Origin of the sequence: Dactylosporangium sp. NPDC000555, assembly GCF_040300025.1 — a bacterium.
GTDB lineage: Bacteria > Actinomycetota > Actinomycetes > Mycobacteriales > Micromonosporaceae > Dactylosporangium.
In genome coordinates, this window is sequence record NZ_JBEPDB010000068.1 from 1 (window position 1) to 25,824 (window position 25,824).

The following is a 25,824-nucleotide window of genomic DNA, read 5'->3' on the forward strand; positions in this document are numbered from 1 at the left end:
CGCCGCGCTCCCGGCGATCGGCCGCGAGCGGGCCCTGGCCGTGCTGGAGGCTCGTCACCGCGGTCGCCACCGTCCATGGCCGCCACGGTGACGCGACGGCGGGTGAAGCGGCCTCACCCCGGCGATCGGCCGCGAGCGGGCCCCGGCCATGCCGGAGAGCAGCCGGGCCGGCGTGTTCGCGGTCGGCGACGTGCGCGGCGGGTCGGTGAAGCGGGTCGCCTCGTCGGTCGGCGACGGGGCGACGGTCGTACGCCTGTCCGGATCACCTCACCGGCCGCACGCCAGGCCGCCACGGGTAACCACGGCCGGCCCGCCGAGCGCGGCGACGAGCCCGCCGGCCACCACCGCGGCGACGCAGGTCACGCGCGGCCGGTCGAGGCGGTGTCCGGCGGCGCCGGGACGCCGCATATGGTCTTGGTGCGCCGGGCCTCGGGTGTCGCGGCGCGCAACGCCGAACCGGGTGCCGGAGGGGACGTCGCGCATGTCGTTGAAGATCGGGGTCAACCTGCCCCAGCTCAAGAGCTTCGACCCGGCCACCGCGGTCACGCGGGCCGCGCGGGCGGCCGAGGAGATCGGGTTCGACAGCGTGTGGGTCTTCGAGCGGCTCCTGCTGCCCGAGGACCAGAGCGGCGAGCACGGCCTGTACGGGATGCCGGGCGTGCCGTGGCCGAAGCGCTACGGCGGGATCCTCGACCCGCTGGTCGCGCTCACGCTGGCGGCCGCGGTCACGGACCGTGTCGAGCTGGGCACGTGTGTGCTCGTGGCGCCGCTGCACGGACCGGTGCGCCTGGCGCGGACGCTGGCGAGCATCGACGCGGCCGCCGGCGGGCGGCTCGTCGCCGGGCTGGGCACCGGGTGGAGCGTCGACGAGTTCGCGGCGTTCGCCCCGCGGCCGTTCGCGCAACGCGGCGCCGCGCTCGACGAGTTCCTCGACGTCGCCGCGGCGGTGTGGGGCGCCGACCCGGTGTCGTTCCGCAACGAGCGGTACGAGATCGCGCCGGCCGAGGTCGGCCCCAAGCCGGCCCGCCGGATCCCGGTGTACGTGGGCGGCATCTCGGACGTGGCCCTGCGCCGCGCCGCGCGCCGCGCCGACGGCTGGTTGCCGACCGGGCTGCCGCCCGCCGCGGTGGGCGGCACGCTGACGCGGCTGCGGCAGATGACGGCCGACGCGGGCCGGGACCCGTCGGCGATGGGCTGCACGTTCCAGGTCGGCGTCGCCAGCACGGCCGAGGTGCCGCCGCAAAGGCGCAAGCCGTACACGGGCAGCGTCGACCAGATCGTCGGCGACATCGCGCAGCTTGCCGAGGCCGGGGTCGACCACGTCTTCGTGACGGTGCCGAACGTGGCCCGCGACATGGATGAATACGTGGACGTGGCGGCGGACTTCCACGCCCGGATCCGGGCCGCCGGGCTGTAGACCCGCGCGGCACGCGGCCCGGCGCACCCGGCCGCATCGTGAACGCCGCGTTCGCCCACCGATCATCCACTGTGGACTCCCGGTGGCTCGAGCGGTTGTGAGCTGGTAACATTCACTCACGGCGAACGCGGCGCGACGGGAGGTGGCGAAGGGCATGCGAGTCAGCCCCGCGCTGCGCGCCGTCGCGGCCACGATCGCCCTTGGCGTCTGCACGTTGTTGCTCGGGCTCTCGCAGGCCCATCACGCCGTGCCCGGCGACACGTTCCAGGTCGTGCGGGCCGCGCATACAACGGTCGTTCCCGGCGCCGATACGGCGCACGGACGCAAACACTTCCAGCCGCGGGACGGGGCGCCGTCCGGGCCCCGCTGGTTCGCGCCGGCGGCGTCCGCGGCCGGCCTCGAGCCCCGCTTCGCAGCCTTCGCCGCGGCACGGTCCGGCGGCGGCGCGCACGCGGGGCGGGCGGCCGAGACCACGGGCTGCCGGGGCCCACCCACCGCTTCCTGAAGCGCAAGCATCCTGAAGCCGTGACCCACTCGGGTTGACGGCTCTGTCCCGTCTTGTCTTTCGGAGGTGCTCCCATGTCTTACATACCCTTGCACCACACCCGCGCCGCGGCCCAGCACGCCCCGCCGGGCACCGAGTGAGCGCGATCGCGGCGATCGCAATCTTCACGATCGCCTTCGTCCTCATCGCCACGGAAAAGATCCACCGCGTCGCGGTCGCGCTGACCGCCGCGGGGCTGATGGCGCTGCTGGGCTTCGTACCCGGCAAGGACGTCTTCTTCTCCGAGCACGCCGGCATCGACTGGAACGTCATTTTCCTGCTGCTCGGCATGATGATCATCGTTGGGGTCATCAAACAGACCGGGTTGTTCGAGTTTCTCGCGATCTGGGCCGCGAAACGGTCGCGCGGGCGGCCGTACAAGCTGCTCGTGATGCTGATGGTGATCACCGCCGTCGCCTCGCCGTTCCTGGACAACGTGACCACGATCATGCTGGTCGCGCCGGTGACCGTGCTGGTGTGCCGGAAGCTCGGCATCCCCGCCGCGCCGTACCTGATCGCGGAGGCGCTGGCCTCCAACATCGGCGGGGCGGCGACGCTCATCGGCGACCCGCCGAACATCATCATCGGCAGCCGGGCCGGACTGACGTTCAACGACTTCATCGTCCACATGTCGCCGATCGTGGTGGTGCTGTTCATCCTGTTCGTCCTGCTGGCCTGGGTGATGTTCCGCAAGCGCTTCGAGTACCACCCGGAGCGCGTCGCCGAGATCATGGAGCTCGACGAGCGGGAGGCGATCAAGGACCGGCGCCTGCTGGTGCGGTGCCTGGTCGTGCTGGGCCTGGTCGTGGCCGCCTTCTCGCTGCACGCGGTCATCCACGTCGAGCCGGCCATCGTCGCGCTGCTCGGCGCGGGCCTCATGGTGCTGGTCTCACGCGTCGAGACCGCCAAGTACCTGGAAGAGGTCGAGTGGTCGACCCTGGTCTTCTTCATGGGCCTGTTCGTCATGGTGGGCGGGCTCGTGGAGACGGGGGTCATCCACCGGATCGGGACATGGGCGACCGGGCAGGTCGGCGACAACTACCTCACCGCCGCGACCGGGCTGCTGTTCGGTTCGGCCGTGCTGGGAGCGTTCTTCGACAACATTCCGTATGTCGCGACCATGGCCCCGATCGTCTCGGACATCGTGGCCACGACGGCCGACCCGGAGACGGGACGCTCGCTGTGGTGGGCCTTCGCTCTGGGCGCCGACCTCGGCGGCAACGGTACGGCGATCGCCGCCAGCGCCAACGTCGTCGTGCTCGGCATCGCCGCGCGGTCCGGGGAGCCGATCAGCTTCTGGCAGTTCACTCGCTACGGCATCATCACCACGGTCATGACCACCATCGTCGCGTGGGTCTACGTCTGGCTCCGGTACTTCTCGTGACGACCCATTGAGGGAGGCAGCATGCAATCCGTCCGCACCCCCCTGCCGGGGGTCGGTTCACTGCACGTCCTGCACCTGCACGACGGGCAACGCATCGGCGTCATCCGCCACCACGACCACCGGCGGGAGATCGTCGTCTACGACCCGGCCGACGCCGGCACACGCCTGACCAGCACCCTGCTCACGGCCGTCGAGGGGCAGATCCTCGCCGGGCTGGTGGAGTCGGACGGCCCGCCGGTGCACTCGGCGCGGCTGGAGCGGGTCAGCACCGACCTGACCGTCGTACAGGTGATACTCAGCGCCGGGTCGCCCTGGCTGCAACGGCCGTTCGGCGAGCTCGCCGTCGACGGCGCCGTGATCGCCGCCGTCATCCGCGACGAGCGGGTGCTCCCCGCCGATCCGCGGCCCCAGTGCGAGCCCGGGGACGTGCTCGTCATCGTCGGGCGCCCGGAAGCGGCGCTCCAGGCGCTCGACGTGGTGCTCGCGGGGTAACCGGGCCAAGCTCGGGCGGACGCCTCACCACCGGGCGTCCGCCGGAGCGTGGCGAGTGTCAGGACCGGGGATTGGCGGCGCGGCGGGCGCGGTAGGCCGCGGCGTTGGCGCGGTTGCCGCAGCCGCCCTCGCAGAAGCGGCGGGACCGGTTCTTGGACAGGTCGACGAGGACGTCGTCGCAGTCGTCCGCGGCGCAGACGCGCAGCCGGTCCAGCTCCTTCATCCGGATCACGTCCAGCATCGCCATCGCGAACTCGACCTGCATGCGCACGTGCAGCTCGGCGTCGGGCGGCGTGGCGTGCATGTGGTAGTCCCAGCCGTCGTGCTTGACGAGCTGGGGCAGCGCGTCGGCCTCGCGCAGCATCGCGTTGACCAGCTCGACCGCCTCGTCCTCCCCCGCCCCCCACAGGCGGCGCAGCCTCGGGCGCAGCGCGCGCACGGCCGCCAGCTCGGCCTCGTCGTGGCGGCGGCGGCCGGTCCAGTTCGACGGGGCCAGGAACGCGTCCAGGGCCGCCACGTCGGGCAACAGCTCCTCGCCGGCGCCGGTGTTCACGGTGGCGGCCGCGGCGACGAGCGCCTGCTCGGTGTCATGAGCAAAAAGCATCTTGACCCCTTATTCTGATCCGCACTACCGTTCGCGTCATGAGCCTAACGCGTTTTGCTGATGACGGGCGCTCGCGGGGTGCCCTCGGGCTCGGCATCGCGCTGCTGTCGGCGGCGGCGTTCGGCACCGCGGGCACGTTCGCCGGGTCCCTGATGGCGACCGGATGGACGCCGGGGGCCGTGGTCACGGTCCGGATCGGCATCGCGGCGCTGGTGCTCACCGTCCCGGCCCTGCTCTCGCTGCGCAACCACCACGGGCTGCCGCGGCGCGCGCTGCCGCGGGTCCTCGCGTTCGGGCTGGTCGCGATCGCGGGCGGCCAGCTGACGTTCTTCAACGCCGTCCAGCGGCTCGACGTCGGGGTGGCACTGCTCCTGGAGTACAGCGGCATCCTCCTCGTCGTCGCGTGGCTGTGGCTGCGCCACGGACAGCGGCCACGACGGCTGACCGTCGCCGGCGGCATCGCCGCCCTGGTCGGCCTGGTCCTGGTGCTCGACCCCGGGGGCGGCGGCCTCGACCCGGTCGGCGTGCTCTGGGCGCTGCTCGCCGGCGTCTCCCTCGCCGTCTACTTCACGATGGCCTCGCGCGGCGACGGCGCGCTGCCGCCGCTCGCCCTGGCGTGGTCCGGCATGCTCGTCGGGGCGGTGGCGCTGGCCGCCTTCGCCGCGACCGGGCTGCTGCCGTTCCACACCGGCGCGTCCGCGGTGACGCTGCTGGGTCGCCCGGTGAGCTGGATCGTCCCGGTCGCGGGGCTGGCGCTGGTCGCCGCCGCCCTCGCGTACGCCGCGGGGATCGCCGCCTCCCGGTTGCTCGGCGCCCGGGTCGCCTCGTTCGCCGGCCTCACCGAGGTCCTCTTCGCCGTGCTGTTCGCGTGGGCGTTGCTCGGGCAGGCCCCGGGCGCGTGGCAGCTCGCGGGCGGGCTGGTCGTGCTGGCCGGCATCGCGCTGGTGCGCGCCGACGAGCGGGCCCCGGCGCCCCGGGAGGGCGACGAACGGCCCGGCGCCGTCGCCGAGCTGGTCGGCCCCGCCGGGTGAGCGGGTCAGACGGTGATGCGCGCCTCGGCCTTCGGGATCTCCTCGACCACGTCGCGGCGCGGATTCAGCGTGTCCGTGGCGACCCGGGGCGCCGTGTTCAACACCGCGGCGAGCACCGGGCGGAACAGCGCCGACGTGTCCCTGACGAACGCGCGCCGAGTGACGCCGAGCCGGCGCAGGGCCGGCCCATGGTCCAGCGCGACCACGACCGCGGCACCCAGCAGCAGCACCCACCACGCGGCGGCCGGGACCGGCCGCAGGACCCGCGGCACGCCGGCGAAGCCCTGCCACAGGCGGTCGCAGTGGAACGGGACGTGCCGCCGCTCGTCGTCCAGGATGCGCCCGGCCACCTCGGTGAGCAGCGGGTCGGCCTCGCCGTCGCGCAGCGCCTCGTAGTACCGCAGCGCGATCACCTCGGCGACCATCAGCGTCATCAGCTCCAGCCGCAGCCCGAGCGACCGCCGCACCCACACGAACACGCGGTCGCTCCAGTGCCCGTCGATGGTCGGCGCACCGGCGGCGCCCAGCAGCAGGCGCAGCAGCCGGGCATGGTTCTGTTCCTCGGCGACGAAGAGCCGCACCGCCGCCAGGTAGGCAAGGTCGCCGGCTCGCGCGCTCTTGGCGAGCAGGCTCGCGCCGTCGCCGTCCTCGCCGGTCTGAAACCGCTGGATGCTACGTACCAGCGCGGCGTCCAGCCTCGCCGTGCGCCCCCAGTCCGGATCCCCGGCGGCCCGGCGCCGCGCGGCGTGCTCCTCGAAACTGCGTACCCATGCCGTGAACATCCGACGCGCCTCCGCTCGTCCGCCATTGCCTGACGGCGATCCTGCCGCGCGCGGCGCCCGATGGGCCGCTCGTGCACCAACCCTCCACAACCTCCCCCCGGAAGCCCCGCAGGGCCGGCCCTACGTGAGCCGACGGTCCTCGCCCGCTCGTGGGGTCAGTTCCCGGGGAGGGTCGGCGTCGAGCAGGGCGAGCAGGCGGGCGAGGAGGGCGTCCAGCTCCTCGCCGACCTCGGCGACGCGGGCATCGCCGTAGCTGGCGAACAGCAGGCTGGGCTGGTCGACGGCCAGCCTGGTGCCGCCGCCGGGGTCGGTGTAGAGCAGCGTCCGCAGCGGGGCGTGCAGCATGACCGACGGGTCGTGGCGGTACATCCGCTCGGCGATCGTGTGGTTGCCCATGAGGTACTGCGTCGCGCTCCACGACCGCGCCGAGCCGGCCATCACGGCGGCGATGTCGCTGGTGTAGTACCGCATGAACCCGTGCGGGGCGTTGCGCCCGGCCAGCTCCAGCGTCTCCCCCCACGAGGCCGACCGGTGGAACGCGGCGAGGTCGGCCTGCGGGACGAGGGCCTCATAGTTTTCCCGCGCCCGTTCGTAGGTGTGCGGGAGGGCCACGACGAGCCGCCGGTCGGGGTGGTCGATAACGGTGTTGAGTGTGGACACGTGGCGTTGTCCTGCCCGTTGCCGGCCCGATCTAACGGACCGCCGTCACGGGTGATCGTTCGGGTGTCCTCGACACTCACGGCGCTACGGCGGCATGGCGCGCGCCAATGCGGGGAATGACGGCACCCGACGCAGACGACAGGTACGGGAGGACCATGGTGCTGCTGGGCCCGCGGATGCCCGCCGCGGTCTCCGGGGCGGTCGGCTTGGCCATGGGGGTGGCGGGCCGGCTGACCGGCGGGGGCCGTGACGTGTGGGCGCGTCCGGGCCGGCTGCATATCGAGACGCATGGCGTGCACGGGGTGGACGGCGCGCGGGTGGCTCGCCGGGTGGAGCGGGCGTTGGAGCGGCATCCGGGAGTGGTGTGGGCGAGGGTGAACGCGCCGGCGTGCCGGGTGGTGGTCGAGGTCACCGATCCGCCGCCGCCGCGCCGGGAGTTGGTGGCGCTGGTGGCGCGCGCCGAGTCGGTCCCGGCGAGCGTGGACGAGGAGATCGCCGAGGAGGAACTGCGCCACCCCGCCGAGGGTCTTCGGCGCAGCGGTGTGCTGGCGAACCTGGCGGTCGACGCGGTCGCGTTGGGACTGGCCGGCCTGACCCGGATAACCGCGTGGGCACCGCTGCCCGCCGAGCTGGCCGGCCTCGTCTCCGCCGTCGAGCTGCATCCCCGGTTACGGGAGTTGGCCGCCAGACGGCTGCACGGGCAGGAGCGGGCGGAGTCCCTGGTGTCCATGGCTGCCGGATTGGCGCAGGCCCTCTCGGTCGGCGGGGCGGGCGTGGTGGTGGACATCGCCGAGCGCGTCGGGCGGTGGCGGGAGGCCCGCGCGGACCAGCAGGCATGGCGTGCGGCGGAGCCGCGGCTCATCCGCGGTCCGCGGGATGCCGGGGCCGACCCGGTGACGGTCGAGCGCCCGCGCCCGCTGCCGGACGGTCCGGTGGAGCGCTACCAGCGGCGGGTGCTTGCCGGCGGGGCGGCCGTCATGGCGGCGGCTGTGCCGCTGGCCGGGCCGCGGCGAGCGGCGGCCGTGGGGATCGCGGCGCTGCCCAGGGCGGCCGAGTCGGGTCGTGCCGCGTTCGCGTCGCAGCTGGGGCTGGCGCTGGCCCGCGACGGCGCGCTGGTGATGGATCGGGCGGTGCTGCGCCGCCTGGACCGGCTGGACACGCTGGTGCTGGACGGCGCGGCATTGCGCTCGGGTCGCTGGGCGCTGACGGACCTGGTTCCGCTCGCCGGCGCCGACCATGGCGAGGTGGCCGAGCGCGGTTTCGCGCTGTTCGCCGCCGAGAATCCGTGGGACGTACGGGAGGCCGACGAGTGGACGCTGGCCCCGGTCGACAAGCTGGAGCTGCGTGGACGCACCGGGGTCCGGCAGCGGCGAGGGCTGGCCGACGCCGGCGCCGAAGTGGTGCTGGGTCTGGCCCGCCGCAGCCGGCTGGAGGCTGTGCTGGCGGTCGAGGCGGATCTCGCACCCGGGCTTGACGCGGTCATCGACGCGGCCCGCCGCGCCGGGCTCAGGATCGTGCTGGCCACGGACGAACCGCGGTCGCCGGCCGGCCACGCCGACGCGCTGGTGGAGCGCGGCGGGAGTCCGGCAGGCGTGGTGCGCGACATCCAGGCCACCGGCGGGGTGGTCATGCTGCTGTCCGGCGACCGGCGGGCGTTGGCCGCGGCGGACTGCGGGCTCGGCGTGCACGTCGATGGCGCACCGCCGCCATGGGGCGCCCACGTGCTGATCGGAACCGAGCTGGGCCCGGCCGCGCTGCTCGTGGAGGCGGTGGTGGCGGCCCGCTCCGTGGACCGGGACTGCATCGCGCTGGCGCGGGCGGCCACCGGCATCGGCGCGCTCGCCGCGCTGGGAGGCGGGGTCACGCGGCCCGCCGCCCGCAGTCTCGGCGTCGTCAACGTCGGTGCGGCGCTGGGGTTCGCCGACGGCGTCTGGCGTGCCCACCGCCTGCACACCGATGCCGGCCGGCGTATGCCGCCGGGTGGCGCCCCCGAGTCGGGGCGGCGGGCCGGGGACGATGACGGCCCGCCCGCGGGGCCGGGTTGAACGGCGACCGCGGCGCATACGGTCGACCCTGATGGTCCCTCGTACCGTGCAGACCGCGCTCGGCGTCGCGATAGCGCTCGCCGGCAACGCCCTCGCCGACCTCGCCACGTTCATCGCCGGACGCTCGGCGGGCGGGTTCCAGGGCTGCAACGCGGTCCTCGACGCCGCCGACCGGTTCGGGCTGTTCACCACCCTCGTCGCGACGTACGTGATCGCCCAGGTGGTGCTCGGCGGCGCCGCGGCCGGGCTGTCGGCTCTGGCGAAGCCCGGCGAGGCCTACTGGCAGGCACTCGGCGGCGGCTGGGCCGTGCTCGCGATGCTGTCCGTCCTGTCGGTGCTCTACCCGGGCTGCTGAGCCCGCCCGATCGCTACCCTGCCTGCTCGCGGCGCTCCTCGAGGCGGCGCTGCTCACGGCGGACCTCCGCGAAGGACTCCCGCTCGCGCACGAGCCACTCCGGCGGGTCGGCGGCCAGGGCGGCGATCTGCGCGGTCGTGAGCGCCTCGGTGATGCCGCCGCGGGCCAGGCCGCTGTTGGACACCCGCAGCCGCGCGGCGATCACGCTGCGCGGGTGCGGCCCGTCGCGGCGCAGGTCGACCAGCCACTGCGGCGGGTTGCGCCGCAGCTCGTCGAACTCGTCGCGGGACACCTGGCCCTCCTGGAACTCCCGCGGGGTGGCCGGCAGATACACGTCCAGCTTCTGCGCGGCCGTCGCGGGCTTCATCAGCTGGGGCTGCTTCGACTTGCTCACCCGGTCAGGGTAGCGGCCGGGCGGCCGGTAGTCTGGTGCGGGAGGTGCCGTGCCCAGCAACGAGGATTCCCGCCCGGTGGCGTTCCGGCTCGCGATCGTTCCCGGCGTCGTCATCGACCGGTGGGCCCGCACCTGGTCCGAGCGGGTGCCGCGGACCGACCTGCGGCTCGTGCCCGCCGAGGCCGCGGAGGCGACCGGGCTCATGCCGCAGCGCGCGGACGCCGCCCTCGTCCGGCTGCCGGTGGACCGCGACGCGCTGCACGCCATCCCGCTGTACACCGAGACGACGGTCGTGGTCATCCCCCGCGACCACGTGCTCAACGCGGCCGACGAGCTGACCCTGGCCGAGCTGGCCGAGCTCGGCGACCCGCTGCTGCGCCCCCTCGACGACGTGCTGTCCTGGGCGGAGGAGCCGGCGACGGCGGTCGAGCGGCCCGAGACGACGGCCACCGCGGTCGAGTGGGCGGCGGCCGGCGTGGGCCTGCTCATGGTCCCGCAGTCGCTCGCCCGGCTGTACCACCGGCGCGACCTCAAGTACCGCACCGTCACCGACGCGCCGACCTCGAGCATCGCCCTCGCGTGGCCGCGCGACGGGCACACCGACCTCGTCGAGGAGATGATCGGCATCGTCCGGGGCCGCACCGCGAACAGCACCCGCGGCCGCGCCGAGCAGTCCCGGCCCCCGGCAGCACGCCGGCGCCGCTAGGGGCCGTTACCGGTCCGGGTCGGGGTTCGGATCGAGGTTCAGCTTGAAGCCGACGTGGGTGGCCGCGAAGCCGAGCTGTTCGTAGAAGCGGTGCGCGCCGGGCCGCGCCACGTCGGAGGTGAGCTGCACCAGCCGGCAGCCGCGCCGCCGCGCCTCGTCGATCGCCCAGCGCATCAGCGTCGCGCCGACCCCGCCGCCCCGCTCGTCCCGCGCCACCCGTACCGCCTCGATCTGTCCCCTGGCGGCGCCGCGCCGGGCCAGTCCGGGCAGCACGGTCAGCTGCAGGGTGCCCACCACGCGCCCGGCCCGCTCGGCGACCACCAGCACCTGGTTCGGGTCCGTGTCGACGGCGGCGAAGGCGGCCCGATAGGGCGCCAGGTCGTCCGGCGACTCGCGGCCCGCGCCGAGCGGGTCGTCCGCCAGCAGCGCGACGATGGCCGGCACGTCCGCGCCGGCCGCCCTGCGGATCCGTAGCTCCGCCACCGCGTCCCCCGTCCCGTGCCACCGTGCGGCGCCCGTCGTCCCCGGCTGGCCGCCGGCGCGGCGTCGCGGCCGCGGCGGGCCGTTCGGACCGGTCAGGCGCATGGTACACAGGTGCGGGCGGAGGGCCGGGCGGTGAGCCGCTCGGCGGGGATCGGCCGGCCGCAACGCTCGCAGACGCCGTAGCTGCCGGCCTCGAGCCGGGCCAGCGCGTCGTCGAGGTCGGCGACGCGCCGCCGGGCCGCGTCCAGCACGGCGGTGAGCTGGGCCCGCTCGTACGCGATGGTGCTGCCCTCGGGATCGTGCTCGTCGTCGGCGTTGGACTCCCGGGAGGCCTCGAAGACGCCGCGCAGGTCGCGCTCCAGCGCCCGCACCTCGTCGCCGGCCCGCTCCCGCAGCCGCCGCAGCTCCGCCCGCGCCGGGGCGACGTCACCGCCCGCCACGCGTCCAACGATACGGCGATTCGTCCCGCCGGCCCGCCCCCGTGGCAGGGTCAGCGCTTGCGCAGCAGCAGCTGGGTGGCCCGCACCGGGTTGCCGTTCATGGTTCGCACCGCGAGCTGCCGGGACCGGGCCACGTCGAAGGCGGCGAACAGCGCGCGCAGCCAGTCCATAGTGTGATGGCGCAGGACGGCGCCGTCGCCGGACTCGAAGACGCCGTACGTGCCATAGGCCGCGGCGAACCGGCCGTACCGCTCGCGGTTGTGCTCGTCGTCCTGCAGGCACAGGTCGCTGACGTACAGCAGGCCGCCCGGCGCCAGCAGCCGGTGCAGCTGCGCGACGAGGTCGCGCTGGCCGCCGTCGGTCGGGACGCACGTGAGCACGGCGAACAGCAGCACCGCGGCCACGCTGCCGTCGGGGTGCGGCAGGCGGGGCGGGTCGTCCAGCAGCGTGAACCGGCCCGCCGGATGGTCGGCGCGGGCGCGGGCCAGCAGGTTCGCCGACACGTCGACCCCCTCGGTGTCGGCGAAGCCGTCGGCGTCGAGCTGGGCGACGAGCCGGCCGTACCCGCACCCGTAGTCCAGGACGCGGGCCCCCCGATCGATCCCGGCCAGCCAGGCGGGGTCGATCGGATGCCCGAACGTCTTCGTCGTGCCGGCCGTGTCCCAGTACTCCCGCTGGCTGTCGAGTCGCTCCACCCGCTCGATCCTGCCCCATGCGGCATCGACACGGGCCCGCCGGGCTTCCTCGGCTCAGCGGGCCGCGCCGCGGCTGTGGGCGAGGAGGATGGCGCGCGTCGAGCCCATGCCGTACCGGTCGGCGTCGCTCGCCATCGTGGCCACCTCCTCCAGCACGGGGCCGACGTCGATCCCGGCCCGGCGGGCGCGGTCGCACAGGTCGCGCAGCGCCAGGATCTCGTCGCGGGTGTCCGGGGCCTGGTCGTGGGCGCACAGCAGGACGAGGCGGGTCCGGAACTCGGCGGCCGTGTCCCAGCACGGGGGCAGGTGCGCGGCCCAGCGGAACGAGGGATACCGCTCGAACAGCCCCCGGATCGCGGCCCGGACCGTCCCGTCCCCAGCGGTGTACGCCTCGGCGACGGCGCGGAGCACCGCCTCGGACCGCCCGCCGACGCCGAGCGCCGCGAGCTGCGCCCCGATCGAGGCGCCGAGGTCCAGCGGCGCGCCGGGATCGGCGAGATCGACGGGCGCGGTGGCCACGGGCCGGTAGACGGCGTCCAGGCGCGCCATCTCACGCTCGATGCCGGCGAGATTCATGCGCCATTGGTACCGCACGATCGCCCGCCGGGGCAGTCGCGTGGGCCACCCGCTCCCCCTCGTTCGCGCCGGTCGGCGCGAACGCTCGTCATGCCCTCGACGGCGAGGGAGGATTGACGACATGAGTTCAGGGCCACAGGTGCGTGCGGTCGGTCTGGTGTTGCATCCGGCCAAGCCGGTGGGCGGCTCGGTGGAGGCCGTCCTCGCCGCCTCGCACCGCCACCCCGTGCGGGTGCTGGCCCGCGAAGGCGACCGGCAGCGCCTCCCCGCCGAGGTCGAGACCGTGCCCGACGCCCGGTTCGCGGCGTCGGTCGACGGCCTCATCGCGCTGGGCGGCGACGGTACCATGCTGGGCGCCATGCGGCTGACGGTCGAGCGTCCCGTGCCCGTGCTCGGCGTCAACCACGGTAACCTCGGCTTCCTCGTCGAGGTGATCCCGGGCGAGCTGCCGTCGGCGCTGGCGAGGCTCGCCGCCGGCGACTTCACCATCGAGCGGCACGCGTGCCTCGAGGCCGGCGCCGGCCGGGTCGAGCTCGCGACCCGGTTCGGGTTCAACGACGTGGTGCTGGCGCGCGAGGGCCGCTCGGGCGGCGTCTCCGTCGACCTGTGGGTCAACGACGTGCGCTACGGCTACTACCGGGCCGACGCCGTCGTCGTCGCCACGCCGACCGGCTCGACCGCCTACAACTACGCGGCCGGCGGCCCGATCCTGTCCCCCTCCTCCGACGCGCTCGTCGTCACGCCGGTCGCGCCGATGGCCGGCATCAGCCGGACCGTGGTCCTGGGCGCGGAGGACCGCATCGCGCTCACCGTCGCGACGGACAGCGCGCCCGTCGCGGTCGACGTCGACGGCACCGCGAGCGGCACGCTCGAGCCCGGCGACCGGGTCGCGATCGCCCTGCGCCGGCGGGCCGCCGAGGTGGTGCGGTTCTCGGCGAGCGAGCACTCCAGCCGTAGCCGGATCAAGCTGAGCCTGCTCGACCTGCCCCTGCGCCCGGACCAGCTGCTCGAGCTGATCCCGCCCGAGCTGCGCCAGAAGGCCGCCGATCAGGCCTTGGGTCGCGCCGAGGGTACCGCCGCCGGGGACGCCGGCAGGTAGCGACCGTTCCCGCCGGCTTCGGGCTACTGCGGCAGCGCGGCGTCCGGGGTCGCGGTGTGGCGCGGGATGAACAGGGCGAGCAGGGCCGCGGCCACCGCGGCCGCGGCGCAGATGGCGAACAGGGTCCGGTAGCCGGCCAGGGACGGCAGGGCGTGGCCGGCCAGGATGATGGTCTGGGTGGCCAGGATCGCGCCGCCGATGGCGCTGGCCAGCGAGCTGCCGACGCTGCGGAACAGGGAGTTGAGGCCGTTGGCCGCGGCCAGTTCCGAGCGCGGGGCGGCGTGGATGATGAGGCCGGGCATGGCCGCGTACGCGATGCCGGTGCCCGCGCCGGCGATGGTGGCGCCGAGCACGACCTGCCAGAGGCTGCCGGTGAGCACGATGCGGGTGCCGAAGCCGGCGGCGACGATCAGGGAGCCGACGATGAGCGCGGTGCGCGGGCGCAGCTTGGCCGACAACGGCGACAGCAGCAGCATGGCGATGCCGCCGGGGAGCATGCACAGGCCACCGGCCAGGACGGACTTGCCGAAGCCGTAGCCCGTCGCGGCGGGCGCCTGCACGTAGGAGGCGGTGCCGATGAGCGTGGCGAACAGCGCGAAGCCGACGAACAGCGACGCCACGTTGGTCAGTAGCAGGGCCGGGCGGGCGGTCGTGCGCACGTCGACCAGCGGCGAGGCCAGGCGCAGCTCGACGGCGACGAAGACGACCAGCAGGACCACGGCGGCGGCGAGCAGGCCGATCGTCCACGGGTCGGTCCAGCCCCAGGACCCGCCCTGGGCCAGGGGCAGCAGCAGGGCCAGCATCGCGCCGCCGAGCAGGACGGTGCCGACGAGGTCCATGCGGCCCTTCGCCACGCGGGCGGGCTCGCGCACCAGCAGCAGGATGCCGGGCACGGTGAGCACGCCGCCGGCGACGCAGATCCAGAACAGCACGTGGTAGTCGGCGTACTGCGCGATCAGGCCGGACAGCGGCAGGCCGAGGGCGCCGCCGACGCCGAGCATGGCGCTGATCAGGGCGATCCCCGCGGGCGCGTGCTTGCTGGGCAGGATGACGCCGATGAGGCTGATGCTCAGCGGTACCGCGGCCATGGCGAGCCCCACCACGGCCCGGCCGATGATCATGACGGTGAGGTTGGTCGCGACGGCGCAGATCAGCGACCCGGCGACCAGGGCGGCGATCGTGACGAGCAGCATGCGCCGGGTGCCGAACAGGTCGCCGAGGCGGCCGAAGGCGGGCACCGCGACCGCCCCGACGAGCAGGGTCGAGGTCAGTACCCAGGCGATGCCGTCGCCACCGGCGTGCAGGTCGACGGCGATCTCGGACAGCACCGGGACCAGCAGCGCCTGTGTCAGCGACACCATGAGTGCCGCCGTGCCGATCACCAGCACGACGACGATCTGGCCGGTGGTCCAGGACCGGCCGGTGCGAGTCCCGGTCCCCGGCGACGCCGTCTCGGCGGCCAGATCGACGGTGTGAGTCATGAACGAGCCCCATCAGCGAAGTAATATGGCACAATCTGCCATGAGGCAGAGCCTGTCACGGGATTGTTACCAACAGGTGGCCAACGGTCGAGTTGAGACCGCACTCACAGCGCCGGGTGTCTACGATCGGCAACTGATCGGCGACGAGGGAAGGGAGCGGGCAGATCGAGAGCCTCAGGGAGCGCAAGCGCGAGCAGAACCGCTCCGCCACCGTCGAGGCGGCGTGGCGGCTGTTCATCGAACGCGGCTACGACCACGTCACGATCCAGGACATCTGCGCGGCGGCGGACATCGCGCCGCGCACGTTCCACCGGTACTTCGCCGCCAAGGAGGACGTCGTCGCCGAGCCGGTCCGCCGGATGTCCGGCATCGGCCACGAGCACATCGCCGCCGCGCCGCCGGGCACCCCCGCCGCCGAGGTGCTGCGGCAGGCGCTGCTGGCCGTGGGCAGGTTCGCGGTCGAGCACCGCGAGCTGCTCACCGGCCTGCGCATGGTGGTGCTGCAGTCCAGCCAGCTGCGCTCGTCGAACCCGGGCGTGCGCCCCGACCAGGAGGCGGCCTTCGTCGCCGAGCTGGCGGCGCGTGACGGCGCGGAGGGCTCGACGGGCTGGCGGCTCCGGCTGCTCGTCGCCTGCGCGCTCGCGGGTTTCCGGGTCTGGTACGAGGAGTATCTCCGCGACGCCCCGGCGGACCCGCTGACCCACCTGGAGGAGATCCTGCGGGCCGCGTGTCCGCCGGCGGCGGCCTGATCAGCGGGCGGCGGACCACCCCGACCAGCGGGTGACGTCGATGCCGATCAGGCTTCCCCTCAGCTCGTACCCCCGGTAGCGGCCCCGCAGCAGGTCGAGCGCCCGGTGCCCCTCGGACCCCGCCGGGTCGATCTCGCGGGCCGTGCCCTCGGCGCGCACCCACCACAGGGCGGCCCAGTCGTCCTCGTAGTGGTCGACGAGCACCGCGGCGCGCGGGTTGGCGGCCAGGTTCGCCAGGCGGCGCAGCGCGGTGTGCCGCTTCGGCTTGGCGTCCACGCCGTGGTAGATCGTGTCCCCGTCGACGGCGAACACGATTGGCACGACGTGCGGGCGGCCGTCGGGCGAGGCCGTGGCCAGGCGCGCCACCGGGGCCTCGGCGAACCGGCGCCGCGCCTCGGCCTCGATCACGCGCCCTCGCCGGCGAAGTCGGCGATCGCCCGCTCCCACTCGTCCAGGGCCCGCTCGACCGTCGAGCGCGGCCCGGAGGGCAGCCAGCGGCTCGCGCGCTGCACCCCGGCGTCGTGCAGGCGCTGCAGTACCGCCGGATCCGCCGGCGCGGAGAGCACCTGCACGTCGATCGGCCGCTCCGCGCGGGCCCGCAGCTGCTCGATGCGCGGGAAGATGGTCTCGTCGTAGTTGGGGAACCAGGCGTCGCCGAAGGCCAGCACGCGGTCGAGCACGCCCGGGCCGGCGCCGCCGACCAGGACCGGCGGGTGCGGGCGCTGGACCGGCTTGGGGTAGGACCAGATCCGGTCGAACGAGACGTACGTGCCGTGGTACGTGGCCTCCTCCTGGCTCCAGATCGCCCGCATCGCCTCGACCCGCTCGCGCAGGATCGTCATGCGCACCCGCGGGTCGGTGCCGTGGTTGCGCATCTCCTCGCGGTTCCAGCCGGCGCCGACGCCGAACTCGAACCGGCCGCCGCAGAGCTGGTCGATCGAGGCGACCTCCTTCGCGGTGATGATCGGGTCCCGCTCGATGACGAGGCAGATGCCGCTGCCGACGCGCAGCCGGCTGGTCGCCGCGGCGGCCGCGGTGAGCGCGACGAAGAGGTCGTAGGTGTGCCAGTACCGCGTGGGCAGCTCACCCTGCGCGTAGGGCGTGTCCCGGCTGGCCGGGATGTGCGTGTGCTCGGCGAAGAACAGCGCCGACTGGCCGCGCTCCTCGACCAGCCGGGCGAGCGGCCCGGGCGCCACCGCGTTGTGCGTGGGGAAGTATCCGACTCCGAAATCCATGCCCTCATCTCTACCCGGTCCGCGGCCCGATACCGGCCGCGACCGAGCGTCAATCGGGAAGGCGGAGCGGATTGCCGTGGCCGGGCAGGCCCCGGTCGTCCGGGATCGGCTCCTCGACCGCGGCGCCGGCGGCGATGCCCTGGCCGCGGGTCTGCTCGGCGAGGCGCTGGTAGTAGGCCGAGACCGCGGCGAGCGCCCCGTGCGCCGCGTTCAGCAGCGTGGCGCCCGCCCGCTCGACGACGTCGGCCTCGTGGAGCTCGAATGCCCGGATTCCCTCCAGCACCGCGGTTTTCAGCTCGCGCAGCAGGTGGACGTCGACGTGCGCGTAGCCACGGCACAGCGTCGTGACCCGCCGGAAGTCGTCCCCGGCGAGCAGCAGCTCCTTGACGGCGGACACGGAATGCCGGACCAGCGCGACGTCCGGCCGCGCCGACATGGCGGCGAGTTCGGCGCCGAAGGAGCGCACGTCCAGGTTCGGGTCGCAGAAGCCGGCGGTGAGCTGCCACAGGGTGCGCAGGTCCTCGTGCACGAGCCCGTCGAGATAGCTGACCAGGAACCGCCGGTGCGCCTCGAGGACGTACTGCGCCTTGAACGGCGTCAGCTCCCGGGGATCCTCGCCCAGGGTCGTGACCGACGTGGTGAACCCATAGTCGGCGGACAACGCGTTCTCCATGCCGACCAGCAGGTACACGAACCGTACCCAGGTCCGGAACAGCTCCTCCAGCGGCAGCGCGTGCAGACCGTCCTCGGTGAGCACCACGCCCCACCGGGCGCCGAAGCTCAGCCGGCGCAGGTGGCCGATCTGGTACATCGCGAGCTGGGCGTCGATCTCGGCGTGCGCGTGGTGCAGCACCTTTCGATACGCCGCCGTCGCGTCGAGCCCGGCGTGGTTGCGGATGATGTGCGCCCCGCCGACGTGCAGGTGCAGGAATTCGCTGACGTCGAACACCGCGCCGCCGACAGCCATCCAGTAGCCCGCTTCGGGCGTGTTGTGCCGCACGAGGTCCGACACCTCGAAGCGGGGCCCCTGCTGCGCGTGGCCCAGATAGGTGGTGAAGACGTCCTGGCTCAGCCGCCCGTCGGCGGTCAGCCGGCGGAGGAACTCGCGGCCGTCGCCGGGCACGATGCCGGTCAGCGCCTGGATGACGGAGACGGCGAACCGTGCGCTGCCGCACACGTAGACGAACGCGCCGCGGCCGCCGTCGTCGGTGGAACGCAGCAGCTCCCAGAGTGCGTCCGCCTCGGCGCGGATCACGTCGTCCACCCGGCGCCGCTGTCCGGGCTGGACGACGTGGCGCCGGCCGTCGAAGCCGATCGCGGCGTCGGCGCGGGAGAACGCGACGGAGAGCCTCAGCCGGCCCGCGGCCGCCGCCGCGTCGAGGTCCGTGTGTTCGACGAACTCCTCCGGCGTTCGGATCCCCAGATAGAGCCGGTTCTCGCCGGACCCGGTGCGCGCGGCGACGAACCCCAGGAACGGGGCGATCCCGGAACCGGCCGCGAACATGATGACGGGCCGGTCGGGATCGGCCGGCGGCCGGAACCGGGGCGTGGAGACGATCTGCAGCGACAGCCGGTGCCGGCCCTCGACGCCCGCCCGGCGCAGGAAGTGCGATGCCGTGCCCTGCCGTTCCCGCGGGTACGACCACGGCGTCCGGGCGGAGGTGTAGCCGAGGCCGGCGACCACCAGCCGCAGCGTGGTGGCCGGTTGGCCGGGCGGCGGCGCCGAGGCGATCGAATACAGCCGGAACGGCTCGGGCGCGATCACGGCGCAGAACGCGTCGTCCTCGCCCGGGTCGGCCTTCCACAGCCGGGTGACGTCATATCCGCCCGCGTACAACAGGTTCAGGACGTCCCACAGCTCCCACTGGTCCTCCATGCGGGCGTCCACCACGCGCTGCCACGAGCTCACGGCGGTCAGGGTCGCCAGCCGCTTCGCCACCTGCCGGTCGATCGGCCGGAGCCTGGCGAAACGCAGCAACGTGCGCAGCGGCAGCACGTCGACGTCGCCGTAGCCGGCCCGGCAGGCCACCGCCGCTCGCCACTTAGGGGTGAGCCGCACCAGCTCGTCGCCGGTCGCCTGCAGCGCGGCAACAGTGCGGCGCACCAGCTCGTCGTCGTTGTCGGCCAGCACGCCGACCCGGTCGCCGGGCAGGTGGTGCACGCCCTGCCCGGCGACGTCGATGTCCAGGTAGCAGGTCCAGGCGCCGGATTCGCCGGTGACGACCCGACCCCGGCGGGCGGTACCGAACACCACCGGTGGACCCACCGGCGGGCGGCGCTCGTCGCGGACGACGGCCAGCTGGTCGTCCACCTTGTCCCAGGTCCGGTCCTTGAACAGCCCGGTGAACCGAGCGCCGGTCGTCACCTGCCGGCCGACCTTGAACGCCACCTCGAGGAAGCCGTACGCCTTGACGCGGTGCAGGCCCATCCAGCCGCGGTCGCCCACATAGGCGTCGAGCATCGCGTTGTAGATGCCGCGCAAGGTGCTGTTGCGGGTGTCCTCGACGTACTGGCGCACCGACACCTCGCGCAACGCGGCCACCAGCTCCCGCCAGTGCCGCGGGAAGAAGCCGGCGAGGTAGACGCTCTGCTGCCCGACCAGCGAGCCGTAGTCCTGGCGCTCGAGAAACGCGTCCAGCGCGTGGATCTGTGGCTGCGCGGTGCCGCTCGGGCTGGGCGCGCCGTCGAAGATCGGGACGCCCGCGGTGCCGACCGTCTTGGCCCACAGCACCTGGTCGAGCGGATGCCGGCCGCGCGGGTTGGGATCGATCTGCGGGTACACGGCCTGGGTGACGTGCTGCAACCGGTCGAGGATCACCAGCAGCGCCCGCTCCAGGGCGACCGGATCGTCCGCGACGACGGCCTCCTGGGCGTCCAGCATGGCACCCAGCACGGGCGTGAGCCCCATCGCGAACTCGGTGGTGACCAGGTAGAACACCCGCTCCGCCGCGTTGTTCCAGGTCGGCACGAGCAGGTCCATGTTGGCGAGCGCCCGCGGGCCGGCCGGATCGCGCAGCCGCCAGTTGTAGAAGAACAGATCGATGTAGGAGACGGCCGGCATCTCCTTGCCCAGCCGGCGCGAGACCGTGGTCCACGGTCGCAGCAGCGACTCGGGCAGCGCGGCCGGCGGATCGATCGCCATGTACTGATAGGCGTGGGCGAACACGCCGAGCAGGGTCGAGGCGCGCAGCAGGTACCTGTCGGGCAACGCCTCGGGCCGGGCATCGAGCACCGGCATCGCGTCGAACGCCCGGCGCAGCGACAGCCGGCGGAACAGGTCGGGGAGCCGGTCGGTCATCTCGTCCCAGGCCCGGTGCGACTCCGGGAAGGCCAGCAGCGGCGGCTCGGCCGGCAGAAACCCGTGCGCGAGCGACAGGAACCCGTCGAGCTCGTGCCCGGCCCGCCGGTTGTGCGCCTCGGCGGCCTGCACCACCCGGCGTGCGGCGACGCCCGGCCGCCCGACCTGCCGCAGGGCCGTGAGCTCGCCCGGATCGATGAAGGCCGTCGCCTCGGGGTCGAAGAACGTCCACGTCAGCTCGTACCGGCCGATGCGCACGCGATCGCCGGGGACGAGCACCCGGCGCGTCACCCGCGCGTCGTTCACGTAGGTCCCGTTGGTGCTGCCGAGATCGGTGAGCACCAGATGGCCGTCGACGACCTCGAGCCGCGCGTGGCGCCGGGAGACGTCGCGGTCGTCCAGCACCACCGCCGCCGCACCGCTGTCCCGGCCGAGCGTGGCCGGCAGCGCGCACACCCGCTCGACGCTCTCCCGGGTGTGCCGATCGACGAGGATCAGCCTGAGCTCAGGAATGGTAGATCACCGCACGGCACAGATCGGCCCGGGACAGCGTGCCCACGAGCGTCCCCTCGTCGACCACGGGAAGCCTTCGGATCCCGCGGTCGACCATCACGATCGCCGCCCGGGCGAGTTCGTCGGTCGATCGCACCGTCGCCGCGTCGCGCACGACCAGGGGGTCGATGACGCGGTCGGCGAGGGCGCGGCCCCGCTCCAGGAAGATCCGGAACGCATCGGCGAGCGTGCCGCCGGCGGCGGTCACGTCGTCGAAGCCGGGCAGCATGGCCCGCACCAGATCCTCCTCGGACAGCGAACCGGCGAACCGGCCGTCGTGGTCCAGGACCATCAGCTGACCGACCTCCGACACGCTGACCACCTCGGCCGCCCGCCGGATGGTCGTGCCGAGCCTGATGTAGGCCGGGAACGCCGCCATGACGTCACTGACCAGCACGCCACCTCCCAGGTCCGAACCGCGGCCGTCCCGCACAACTGTCGTACCCCGGGGTCCAGACGGCCCGCCGCCTGAGTTTAGCCGGGATCCCCCGCTCACGATCATCAGACGATCGGCGGACATCGCGGCCCCGTCAGGGCGGCCGAAGGCCGGGCTCAGGCATCGGGCCACGGCCTACGCGGCGGGCGTGAGCTGCGCGGTGAGGGCGCCGGCGATCGCGGTGGCCGGGCAGGGACGGCCCAGGAGGTACCCCTGGCCGCGGTCGCAGCCGAGGCGGCGCAGCAGGTCGGCGTGCTCGTCGGTCTCGACGCCCTCGGCCACGGTGGTCAGGCCCAGGCCGCGCGCCAGGTCGACGATGGCGCGCACGAGGGGGGTCTGGCCGGCGACGTCGTCGCTGCCGCGCGGCAGGAACGAGCGGTCGATCTTCAGGATGTCGATCGGCAGGTCGCGCAGGTACGCCAGCGACGAGTAGCCGGTCCCGAAGTCGTCGATGGCGACGCGCACGCCGATGGCGCGCAGGGCGGTCAGGTGGGCGATGGTCTGCTCGGCCTGCGGGCCGGCGCCGACCAGCACGCCCTCGGTGATCTCCAGGGTGAGCGCGGTGCCGGGCAGGCCGGAGGACTCCAGCGCGCGCAGGACCCGGGCGACGAACTCGGGCTCGATGAGCTGGCGGGGCGAGACGTTGACGCTGACGCAGGTGCCGTGGCGGGCGTGCCAGGGCGCGGCGTCGCGGCACGCCCGGTTGAGCACCCAGTCGCCGAGGGCCACGATGAGCCCGCTGGACTCGGCCGCCGGGATGAACCGGTCGGGGCCGATCGGGGCGTCGCCGGGCGGGCACCAGCGCACCAGCGCCTCGACGCCGACGACCCGGTTGCCGTTCAGGGCGACGATCGGCTGGTAGTGCACGGCGAGCTCGTCGGCGGCCAGCGCGGCGCGCAGCCGCTCCGCGGTCCGGCCGCGCCGCCGCTGCTCGTCGCGAAGCCGCTCGTCGAACGGCAGCACCCGGTCCTTGCCGGCGGCCTTGGCGGCGTAGAGGGCCACGTCGGCGTCGCTGAGCACCGCGGTGGCGCCGGCCGCGGCCGTGAACTGGCGGGCGCCGGCGGTGGCCGAGACGAACAGCTCGGCGCCGCTCACGTCGACGGGGCGGCGCAGCGCGGCGAGCATCCGTTCGCCGCGCTGCAGCAGCTCGGCGCAGCCGGCCCCGGGGCACAGCAGCGCGAACTCGTCGCCGCCGAGGCGGGCGAGGGTGTCGCCGGGCGACAGCAGGCCCTCCAGGCGGCCGGCGACGGCGACGAGCAGGGCGTCGCCGGTGGGGTGGCCGAAGCGGTCGTTGACGTCCTTGAAGCCGTCGAGGTCGAACAGGACGAGCCCGCCGCCGCTGCCGGCGGCCAGCAGCTCGGTGAGCCGGTCGTCGAGCAGCCGCCGGTTGGGCAGGCCGGTGAGCGCGTCGTGCAGCGCGTGGTGGCGCAGCAGGTCCTGCATCTGCCATTGCTGCCGCAGCGCGTCCTGCAGGTCCAGGGCGCGGCGCTGCTCGGCCCGGCTGGCGTGGCCGAGGCGGACCACCAGCAGGACCCCGGTGATCGCGGCCGCGACCAGCGGGACGACGACGTCGAGCGGGTCGAAGCTGCCCCGGTGCAGCACCAGCAGCGAGTAGGTGGTCGCCGCTGGGCCGATGAGCACGACGGCGGCGTACACCACGGTCGCCCACGTCGAGGACCACGGCCGGGCCGGGGCGGCGGAGGCGGCGGCCGACGGGTGCAGCACCGCGGCGCCGAGGAACAGGTGCGTGCCGACCCAGCAGGCCACCGCCGGGCCGGGCCCGGCCCAGGAGCCGCCGCGGGCGACCGAGATGAAGTACGACACGTCGGCGATCAGCAGGCAGGCGGCGCCGGCCAGCAGGAGCAGGTGCGTGGCCCGCAGCGCGCCGGTGGCCACCACCATCCGCACGGCGGTGGTGAGCACGAGCAGATCCAGCGCCGGGAACAGCACGACGGCGAGGCCGGCGTGGTGCACGGGCTGTTCGCGCACGAACGGGTCGTACAGCAGCACCCAGGTCAGCGCGACGGCCGTGCACAGCGCGACGCCGGCCTCGGCGCACCCGGCGAGCGCGGAGCCGCACCGCTTCGTGGCCGGCAGGCTCACCAGGGCGGCACCGATGAGTGGGTACATCGCGAAGTACACGGCGTTGACCGGCAGCAGCCCGAAGCCGGGGTGGCCGAGGGCGACGGCGACGGCCCAGGCGAGGTTCGCCGCGGCGGCGCAGGCCATCGCGGCGGCGAGCAGCCACCAGGTACGCCGCCGCGCGACCCGCCGGCCACGCAGCGCGGCGACCACGACGCCGATCGAGCAGCCGGCGGTCGCGAAGTACAGGAGCTGCTGGCCGATCGAGGGCAGCAGCGGGGCGGCGAGGGCGGCGGGCAGCCCGCCGAGCAGGTACCACCACCAGGCGTGCGCCCGCGGCGGCTGCGGCCGGGACGGCCCCACCAGCTCCGGCATACCGTCCGACCCTCCCCGAAGTCCCTCGACCTGCCGGACTCCAGGATGGCGCCGCCCGGGTGCAGACCGGTTACCCGCCGGGTTGCGCCGGTCGTCACTCGCTGAGGCGCCGGCGCAGGAAGCCCAGCGCGTGGGCCAGCAGCCGCGAGACGTGCATCTGGGACAGGCCCACCCGCTCGGCGATCTCGGTCTGGGTGAGGTTGCCGTAGAAGCGCATCGCGAGGATGCGCTGCTCGCGCTCCGGCAGGCGCTCGACGAGCACGCGCAGCGCCTCGCGAAACTCGACCATGTTGTACTCCGACGGCTCGCCGCCGATGGTGTCGGCGATGGTGGTCGACTCCTCGGCCGTGTGCGTCGGGGTGTCGAGCGAGACCGGCCGGTACGCGTCCCCGGAGCCGAGCACCTCGATGACGTCCTCCTCGCCGGTGCTCAGGTGCGCGGCCAGTTCGGCGACCGTCGGCGAGCGGCCCAGCCGCTGGGTGAGCTCGTCGCGGGCGTGTCCGACCTGCAGCCGCAGCTCCTGCAGGCGGCGCGGCAGCCGCACGCCCCAGGTGCGGTCACGGAAGTGCCGTTTGATCTCCCCGGCGATCGTCGGCGTGGCGTAGGCGCCGAACTCGATGCCGCGCGCCGGGTCGAACCCGTCGACGGCCTTCACCAGCCCCAGGGCCGCCACCTGGACCAGGTCGGCCAGCGGCTCGCCGGCCCCGCCGTAGCGGCGGGCCAGGCGGCGCGCCGTGGGCAGGCACGCCTCGATCACCTCGTCGCGGAGGTGCCGCCGCCGCGGGTCGTCCGGGTCGAGCCGGTGCATCCGCGTGAGCAGCTCGGTCACGTCCGGGGGCCAGTGCCCGTGGCCGACGCGCAGCTCCTGCAGGGCCACCGGGTGACGCTGGCGCTGGGTGACAGGCCAGTCGAGCTTGTCGTAGGCGCCGAGCTGCTTGGCGACCCCGGCAACCTCCACCGCGCTCAGCACGGTCCCGGCGGTGCCGGTCAGGCGTACGTCACCGTCGAGCTGGCCGGCGCGGCGCTGGAGGTACGTCATGACCTTGATCGCGGCCGCGTCCAGCAGGCGCAGGCCGGAGCCCTCCAGCGCGATCCGCCGGGATCCGGCGTCGAGGCGCTCGAACACGACCTGCCGCAGGTAGGGCACCGACGCGTAGTCCAGGACGCCGGTCAGCTCCAGGAGGCTCTCGTTGCGCCGGGTGGACAGCGCCACGCCCAGGTCCATGGCACACCTCCCCCCGGCGCCCGTTGCAGGGCACGAGGATACGGGCTACCCCGCCGGGGGTCTGGACAAACTCCGGGAAATCAACAAGAAGCGGAGCAGGGGCCGGTCGGCGGTTTGCCGGCCGGGGCGGCGGGTAGGGCGCGGCCCGGCCGTTCACGATGCCGGGGGGCGATGGCGCATGTTCGATCCGCAGGAGCGCGAGGGCGACGTCACCGAGGACCTCGTCGACGTGCTGCTGGCCCAGCACGCCCGCATCGAGGAGCTGTTCCTGCTCGTCGCGGTCGGCACCGGCGACGCCCGGCGGGAGGCGTTCGAGGAGCTGGTGCGGCTGCTCGCGCTGCACGAGAAGGCCGAGCGGCAGATCGTGCATCCCGTCGCACGGGAGGTGCCCGGCGCCGGCGACCTCGTGGTCGAGGACCGCCTCGCCGAGGAGCGGCAGGTGGGCGAGATGCTCGAGGACCTCGCCGGCCCGGGGATGGACGCGCCCGGCTTCGAGGAGGCGGTCGTGCGGCTGCGCGAGGCGGCGCTGCGCCACGCGCGGTACGAGGAGCGCTACGAGTTTCCACACCTGCGCCGGCACGTCCGGCCCGGCCGGCTGCTGGACCTCGCGGCCGAGGTGCTGGACCTGCAACGGCGGGCCGCGACGACGGCGTGAGCCCCGTGCCTGAGGCACCGCGGACGGCG

Annotated in this window: 27 protein-coding genes; 11 read left to right on the forward strand and 16 right to left on the reverse strand. The window is 74.3% G+C overall.

Going from position 1 to position 25,824, the window contains the following annotated elements; all coding sequences use genetic code 11:
• Positions 1-267: 267 nt before the first annotated feature.
• Positions 268-483 (reverse strand): hypothetical protein, encoded by a 216-nt coding sequence (locus ABT297_RS31365; protein WP_350556014.1) that lies wholly within the window; start codon positions 481-483, stop codon positions 268-270.
• Between ABT297_RS31365 and ABT297_RS31370 the strand changes: the two genes are divergently transcribed.
• The 4 genes from ABT297_RS31370 (at position 482) to ABT297_RS31385 (ending at position 3,837) form a co-directional block, all read left to right on the forward strand.
• Complete coding sequence (locus ABT297_RS31370) at positions 482-1,417, forward strand: TIGR03619 family F420-dependent LLM class oxidoreductase (RefSeq protein WP_350556015.1); 936 nt, start codon at positions 482-484, stop codon at positions 1,415-1,417. The two genes, ABT297_RS31365 and ABT297_RS31370, sit on opposite strands and share 2 nt — an antisense overlap.
• A 154-nt stretch (positions 1,418-1,571) precedes the next feature.
• The gene (locus tag ABT297_RS31375; RefSeq protein ID WP_350556016.1) at positions 1,572-1,922 is read left to right on the forward strand and encodes a hypothetical protein; all 351 of its coding nucleotides are present in this window, start codon (positions 1,572-1,574) and stop codon (positions 1,920-1,922) included.
• A gap of 136 nt (positions 1,923-2,058) precedes the next feature.
• Positions 2,059-3,345 (forward strand): ArsB/NhaD family transporter, encoded by a 1,287-nt coding sequence (locus tag ABT297_RS31380; protein ID WP_350556017.1) that lies wholly within the window; start codon positions 2,059-2,061, stop codon positions 3,343-3,345.
• A gap of 21 nt (positions 3,346-3,366) precedes the next feature.
• Complete coding sequence (locus tag ABT297_RS31385; RefSeq protein WP_350556018.1) at positions 3,367-3,837, forward strand: cation:proton antiporter regulatory subunit; 471 nt, start codon at positions 3,367-3,369, stop codon at positions 3,835-3,837.
• 58 nt (positions 3,838-3,895) lie between these two features.
• Here the strand turns inward: ABT297_RS31385 and ABT297_RS31390 are convergent, their stop codons facing one another.
• Positions 3,896-4,441 (reverse strand): CGNR zinc finger domain-containing protein, encoded by a 546-nt coding sequence (locus ABT297_RS31390; RefSeq protein WP_350556019.1) that lies wholly within the window; start codon positions 4,439-4,441, stop codon positions 3,896-3,898.
• 38 nt (positions 4,442-4,479) lie between these two features.
• On the opposite strand from ABT297_RS31390, the gene ABT297_RS31395 reads away from it, so the two are divergent.
• Entirely contained in the window at positions 4,480-5,472 is a 993-nt protein-coding gene (locus ABT297_RS31395) for an EamA family transporter (RefSeq protein ID WP_350556020.1), read from the forward strand.
• A 5-nt stretch (positions 5,473-5,477) separates the two neighbouring features.
• Here ABT297_RS31395 and ABT297_RS31400 read toward each other — a convergent pair whose 3' ends face one another.
• Both ABT297_RS31400 and ABT297_RS31405 read right to left on the reverse strand, forming a co-directional pair.
• Positions 5,478-6,254, reverse strand: coding sequence for a hypothetical protein (locus ABT297_RS31400; protein WP_350556021.1), 777 nt, complete (start codon positions 6,252-6,254; stop codon positions 5,478-5,480).
• A gap of 120 nt (positions 6,255-6,374) precedes the next feature.
• Positions 6,375-6,914, reverse strand: a complete 540-nt coding sequence (locus ABT297_RS31405) for a DUF302 domain-containing protein (RefSeq protein WP_350556022.1) — start codon at positions 6,912-6,914, stop codon at positions 6,375-6,377.
• A 155-nt stretch (positions 6,915-7,069) separates the two neighbouring features.
• Between ABT297_RS31405 and ABT297_RS31410 the strand changes: the two genes are divergently transcribed.
• Both ABT297_RS31410 and ABT297_RS31415 read left to right on the forward strand, forming a co-directional pair.
• The gene (locus ABT297_RS31410; protein ID WP_350556023.1) at positions 7,070-8,959 is read left to right on the forward strand and encodes an amino acid adenylation domain-containing protein; all 1,890 of its coding nucleotides are present in this window, start codon (positions 7,070-7,072) and stop codon (positions 8,957-8,959) included.
• A 31-nt stretch (positions 8,960-8,990) separates the two neighbouring features.
• Positions 8,991-9,314, forward strand: coding sequence for a hypothetical protein (locus ABT297_RS31415; protein ID WP_350556024.1), 324 nt, complete (start codon positions 8,991-8,993; stop codon positions 9,312-9,314).
• A gap of 13 nt (positions 9,315-9,327) precedes the next feature.
• Here the strand turns inward: ABT297_RS31415 and ABT297_RS31420 are convergent, their stop codons facing one another.
• Positions 9,328-9,708 (reverse strand): DUF5997 family protein, encoded by a 381-nt coding sequence (locus ABT297_RS31420; RefSeq protein WP_350556025.1) that lies wholly within the window; start codon positions 9,706-9,708, stop codon positions 9,328-9,330.
• A gap of 49 nt (positions 9,709-9,757) precedes the next feature.
• On the opposite strand from ABT297_RS31420, the gene ABT297_RS31425 reads away from it, so the two are divergent.
• Positions 9,758-10,414: a LysR family transcriptional regulator substrate-binding protein gene (locus ABT297_RS31425; protein ID WP_350556026.1), complete on the forward strand. Its 657-nt coding sequence runs from the start codon at positions 9,758-9,760 to the stop codon at positions 10,412-10,414.
• A gap of 6 nt (positions 10,415-10,420) precedes the next feature.
• Here the strand turns inward: ABT297_RS31425 and ABT297_RS31430 are convergent, their stop codons facing one another.
• From ABT297_RS31430 to ABT297_RS31445, 4 genes are all read right to left on the reverse strand, one after another.
• A complete protein-coding gene (locus ABT297_RS31430) occupies positions 10,421-10,897 on the reverse strand; it encodes a GNAT family N-acetyltransferase (protein WP_350556027.1) in 477 nt (158 codons plus the stop codon).
• 92 nt (positions 10,898-10,989) lie between these two features.
• The gene (locus tag ABT297_RS31435) at positions 10,990-11,337 is read right to left on the reverse strand and encodes a TraR/DksA family transcriptional regulator (RefSeq protein ID WP_350556028.1); all 348 of its coding nucleotides are present in this window, start codon (positions 11,335-11,337) and stop codon (positions 10,990-10,992) included.
• Between the two features lie 50 nt (positions 11,338-11,387).
• Positions 11,388-12,032, reverse strand: a complete 645-nt coding sequence (locus ABT297_RS31440; RefSeq protein WP_350556029.1) for a class I SAM-dependent methyltransferase — start codon at positions 12,030-12,032, stop codon at positions 11,388-11,390.
• A 54-nt stretch (positions 12,033-12,086) separates the two neighbouring features.
• The gene (locus ABT297_RS31445; RefSeq protein ID WP_350556030.1) at positions 12,087-12,608 is read right to left on the reverse strand and encodes a hypothetical protein; all 522 of its coding nucleotides are present in this window, start codon (positions 12,606-12,608) and stop codon (positions 12,087-12,089) included.
• 121 nt (positions 12,609-12,729) lie between these two features.
• Here ABT297_RS31445 and ABT297_RS31450 point away from each other — a divergent pair, with 121 nt between their 5' ends.
• On the forward strand, positions 12,730-13,707 hold the full coding sequence (locus ABT297_RS31450; RefSeq protein WP_350556031.1) for an NAD(+)/NADH kinase: 978 nt from the start codon (positions 12,730-12,732) through the stop codon (positions 13,705-13,707).
• Between the two features lie 23 nt (positions 13,708-13,730).
• Here the strand turns inward: ABT297_RS31450 and ABT297_RS31455 are convergent, their stop codons facing one another.
• Entirely contained in the window at positions 13,731-15,188 is a 1,458-nt protein-coding gene (locus ABT297_RS31455) for an MFS transporter (RefSeq protein ID WP_350556032.1), read from the reverse strand.
• A 359-nt stretch (positions 15,189-15,547) separates the two neighbouring features.
• On the opposite strand from ABT297_RS31455, the gene ABT297_RS31460 reads away from it, so the two are divergent.
• Positions 15,548-15,937: a hypothetical protein gene (locus ABT297_RS31460; RefSeq protein WP_350556033.1), complete on the forward strand. Its 390-nt coding sequence runs from the start codon at positions 15,548-15,550 to the stop codon at positions 15,935-15,937.
• Here ABT297_RS31460 and ABT297_RS31465 read toward each other — a convergent pair whose 3' ends face one another.
• The 6 genes from ABT297_RS31465 to ABT297_RS31490 form a co-directional block, all read right to left on the reverse strand.
• Complete coding sequence (locus tag ABT297_RS31465; protein ID WP_350556034.1) at positions 15,938-16,345, reverse strand: TIGR03668 family PPOX class F420-dependent oxidoreductase; 408 nt, start codon at positions 16,343-16,345, stop codon at positions 15,938-15,940.
• A complete protein-coding gene (locus tag ABT297_RS31470; RefSeq protein ID WP_350556035.1) occupies positions 16,342-17,172 on the reverse strand; it encodes an LLM class F420-dependent oxidoreductase in 831 nt (276 codons plus the stop codon). The genes ABT297_RS31465 and ABT297_RS31470 overlap by 4 nt, the downstream gene beginning before the upstream one ends.
• A gap of 49 nt (positions 17,173-17,221) precedes the next feature.
• The gene (locus ABT297_RS31475) at positions 17,222-20,926 is read right to left on the reverse strand and encodes an FHA domain-containing protein (protein ID WP_350556036.1); all 3,705 of its coding nucleotides are present in this window, start codon (positions 20,924-20,926) and stop codon (positions 17,222-17,224) included.
• 49 nt (positions 20,927-20,975) lie between these two features.
• Positions 20,976-21,419, reverse strand: a complete 444-nt coding sequence (locus tag ABT297_RS31480) for a CBS domain-containing protein (RefSeq protein ID WP_350556037.1) — start codon at positions 21,417-21,419, stop codon at positions 20,976-20,978.
• A gap of 174 nt (positions 21,420-21,593) precedes the next feature.
• Positions 21,594-23,915 (reverse strand): putative bifunctional diguanylate cyclase/phosphodiesterase, encoded by a 2,322-nt coding sequence (locus tag ABT297_RS31485; protein WP_350556038.1) that lies wholly within the window; start codon positions 23,913-23,915, stop codon positions 21,594-21,596.
• A gap of 94 nt (positions 23,916-24,009) precedes the next feature.
• Entirely contained in the window at positions 24,010-25,140 is a 1,131-nt protein-coding gene (locus ABT297_RS31490; RefSeq protein WP_350556039.1) for a SigB/SigF/SigG family RNA polymerase sigma factor, read from the reverse strand.
• A gap of 178 nt (positions 25,141-25,318) precedes the next feature.
• On the opposite strand from ABT297_RS31490, the gene ABT297_RS31495 reads away from it, so the two are divergent.
• Positions 25,319-25,795 carry a hemerythrin domain-containing protein gene (locus tag ABT297_RS31495; protein WP_350556040.1) on the forward strand — a complete coding sequence of 159 codons (477 nt, stop codon included), beginning with the start codon at positions 25,319-25,321 and terminating at the stop codon, positions 25,793-25,795.
• Positions 25,796-25,824 lie beyond the last annotated feature (29 nt).

Coding starts and splice junctions, on each gene's coding strand:
- ABT297_RS31365 (WP_350556014.1), bottom strand. CDS start 483: ATGCGCGACGTCCCCTCCGGCACCCGGTTCGGCGTTGCGCGCCGCGAC.
- ABT297_RS31410 (WP_350556023.1), top strand. CDS start 7,070: ATGGTGCTGCTGGGCCCGCGGATGCCCGCCGCGGTCTCCGGGGCGGTC.
- ABT297_RS31445 (WP_350556030.1), bottom strand. CDS start 12,608: ATGAATCTCGCCGGCATCGAGCGTGAGATGGCGCGCCTGGACGCCGTC.
- ABT297_RS31450 (WP_350556031.1), top strand. CDS start 12,730: ATGAGTTCAGGGCCACAGGTGCGTGCGGTCGGTCTGGTGTTGCATCCG.
- ABT297_RS31460 (WP_350556033.1), top strand. CDS start 15,548: ATGTCCGGCATCGGCCACGAGCACATCGCCGCCGCGCCGCCGGGCACC.
- ABT297_RS31485 (WP_350556038.1), bottom strand. CDS start 23,915: ATGCCGGAGCTGGTGGGGCCGTCCCGGCCGCAGCCGCCGCGGGCGCAC.
- ABT297_RS31455 (WP_350556032.1), bottom strand. CDS start 15,188: ATGACTCACACCGTCGATCTGGCCGCCGAGACGGCGTCGCCGGGGACC.
- ABT297_RS31375 (WP_350556016.1), top strand. CDS start 1,572: ATGCGAGTCAGCCCCGCGCTGCGCGCCGTCGCGGCCACGATCGCCCTT.
- ABT297_RS31495 (WP_350556040.1), top strand. CDS start 25,319: ATGTTCGATCCGCAGGAGCGCGAGGGCGACGTCACCGAGGACCTCGTC.
- ABT297_RS31370 (WP_350556015.1), top strand. CDS start 482: ATGTCGTTGAAGATCGGGGTCAACCTGCCCCAGCTCAAGAGCTTCGAC.
- ABT297_RS31395 (WP_350556020.1), top strand. CDS start 4,480: ATGAGCCTAACGCGTTTTGCTGATGACGGGCGCTCGCGGGGTGCCCTC.
- ABT297_RS31385 (WP_350556018.1), top strand. CDS start 3,367: ATGCAATCCGTCCGCACCCCCCTGCCGGGGGTCGGTTCACTGCACGTC.
- ABT297_RS31390 (WP_350556019.1), bottom strand. CDS start 4,441: ATGCTTTTTGCTCATGACACCGAGCAGGCGCTCGTCGCCGCGGCCGCC.
- ABT297_RS31490 (WP_350556039.1), bottom strand. CDS start 25,140: ATGGACCTGGGCGTGGCGCTGTCCACCCGGCGCAACGAGAGCCTCCTG.
- ABT297_RS31400 (WP_350556021.1), bottom strand. CDS start 6,254: ATGTTCACGGCATGGGTACGCAGTTTCGAGGAGCACGCCGCGCGGCGC.
- ABT297_RS31470 (WP_350556035.1), bottom strand. CDS start 17,172: ATGGATTTCGGAGTCGGATACTTCCCCACGCACAACGCGGTGGCGCCC.
- ABT297_RS31415 (WP_350556024.1), top strand. CDS start 8,991: ATGGTCCCTCGTACCGTGCAGACCGCGCTCGGCGTCGCGATAGCGCTC.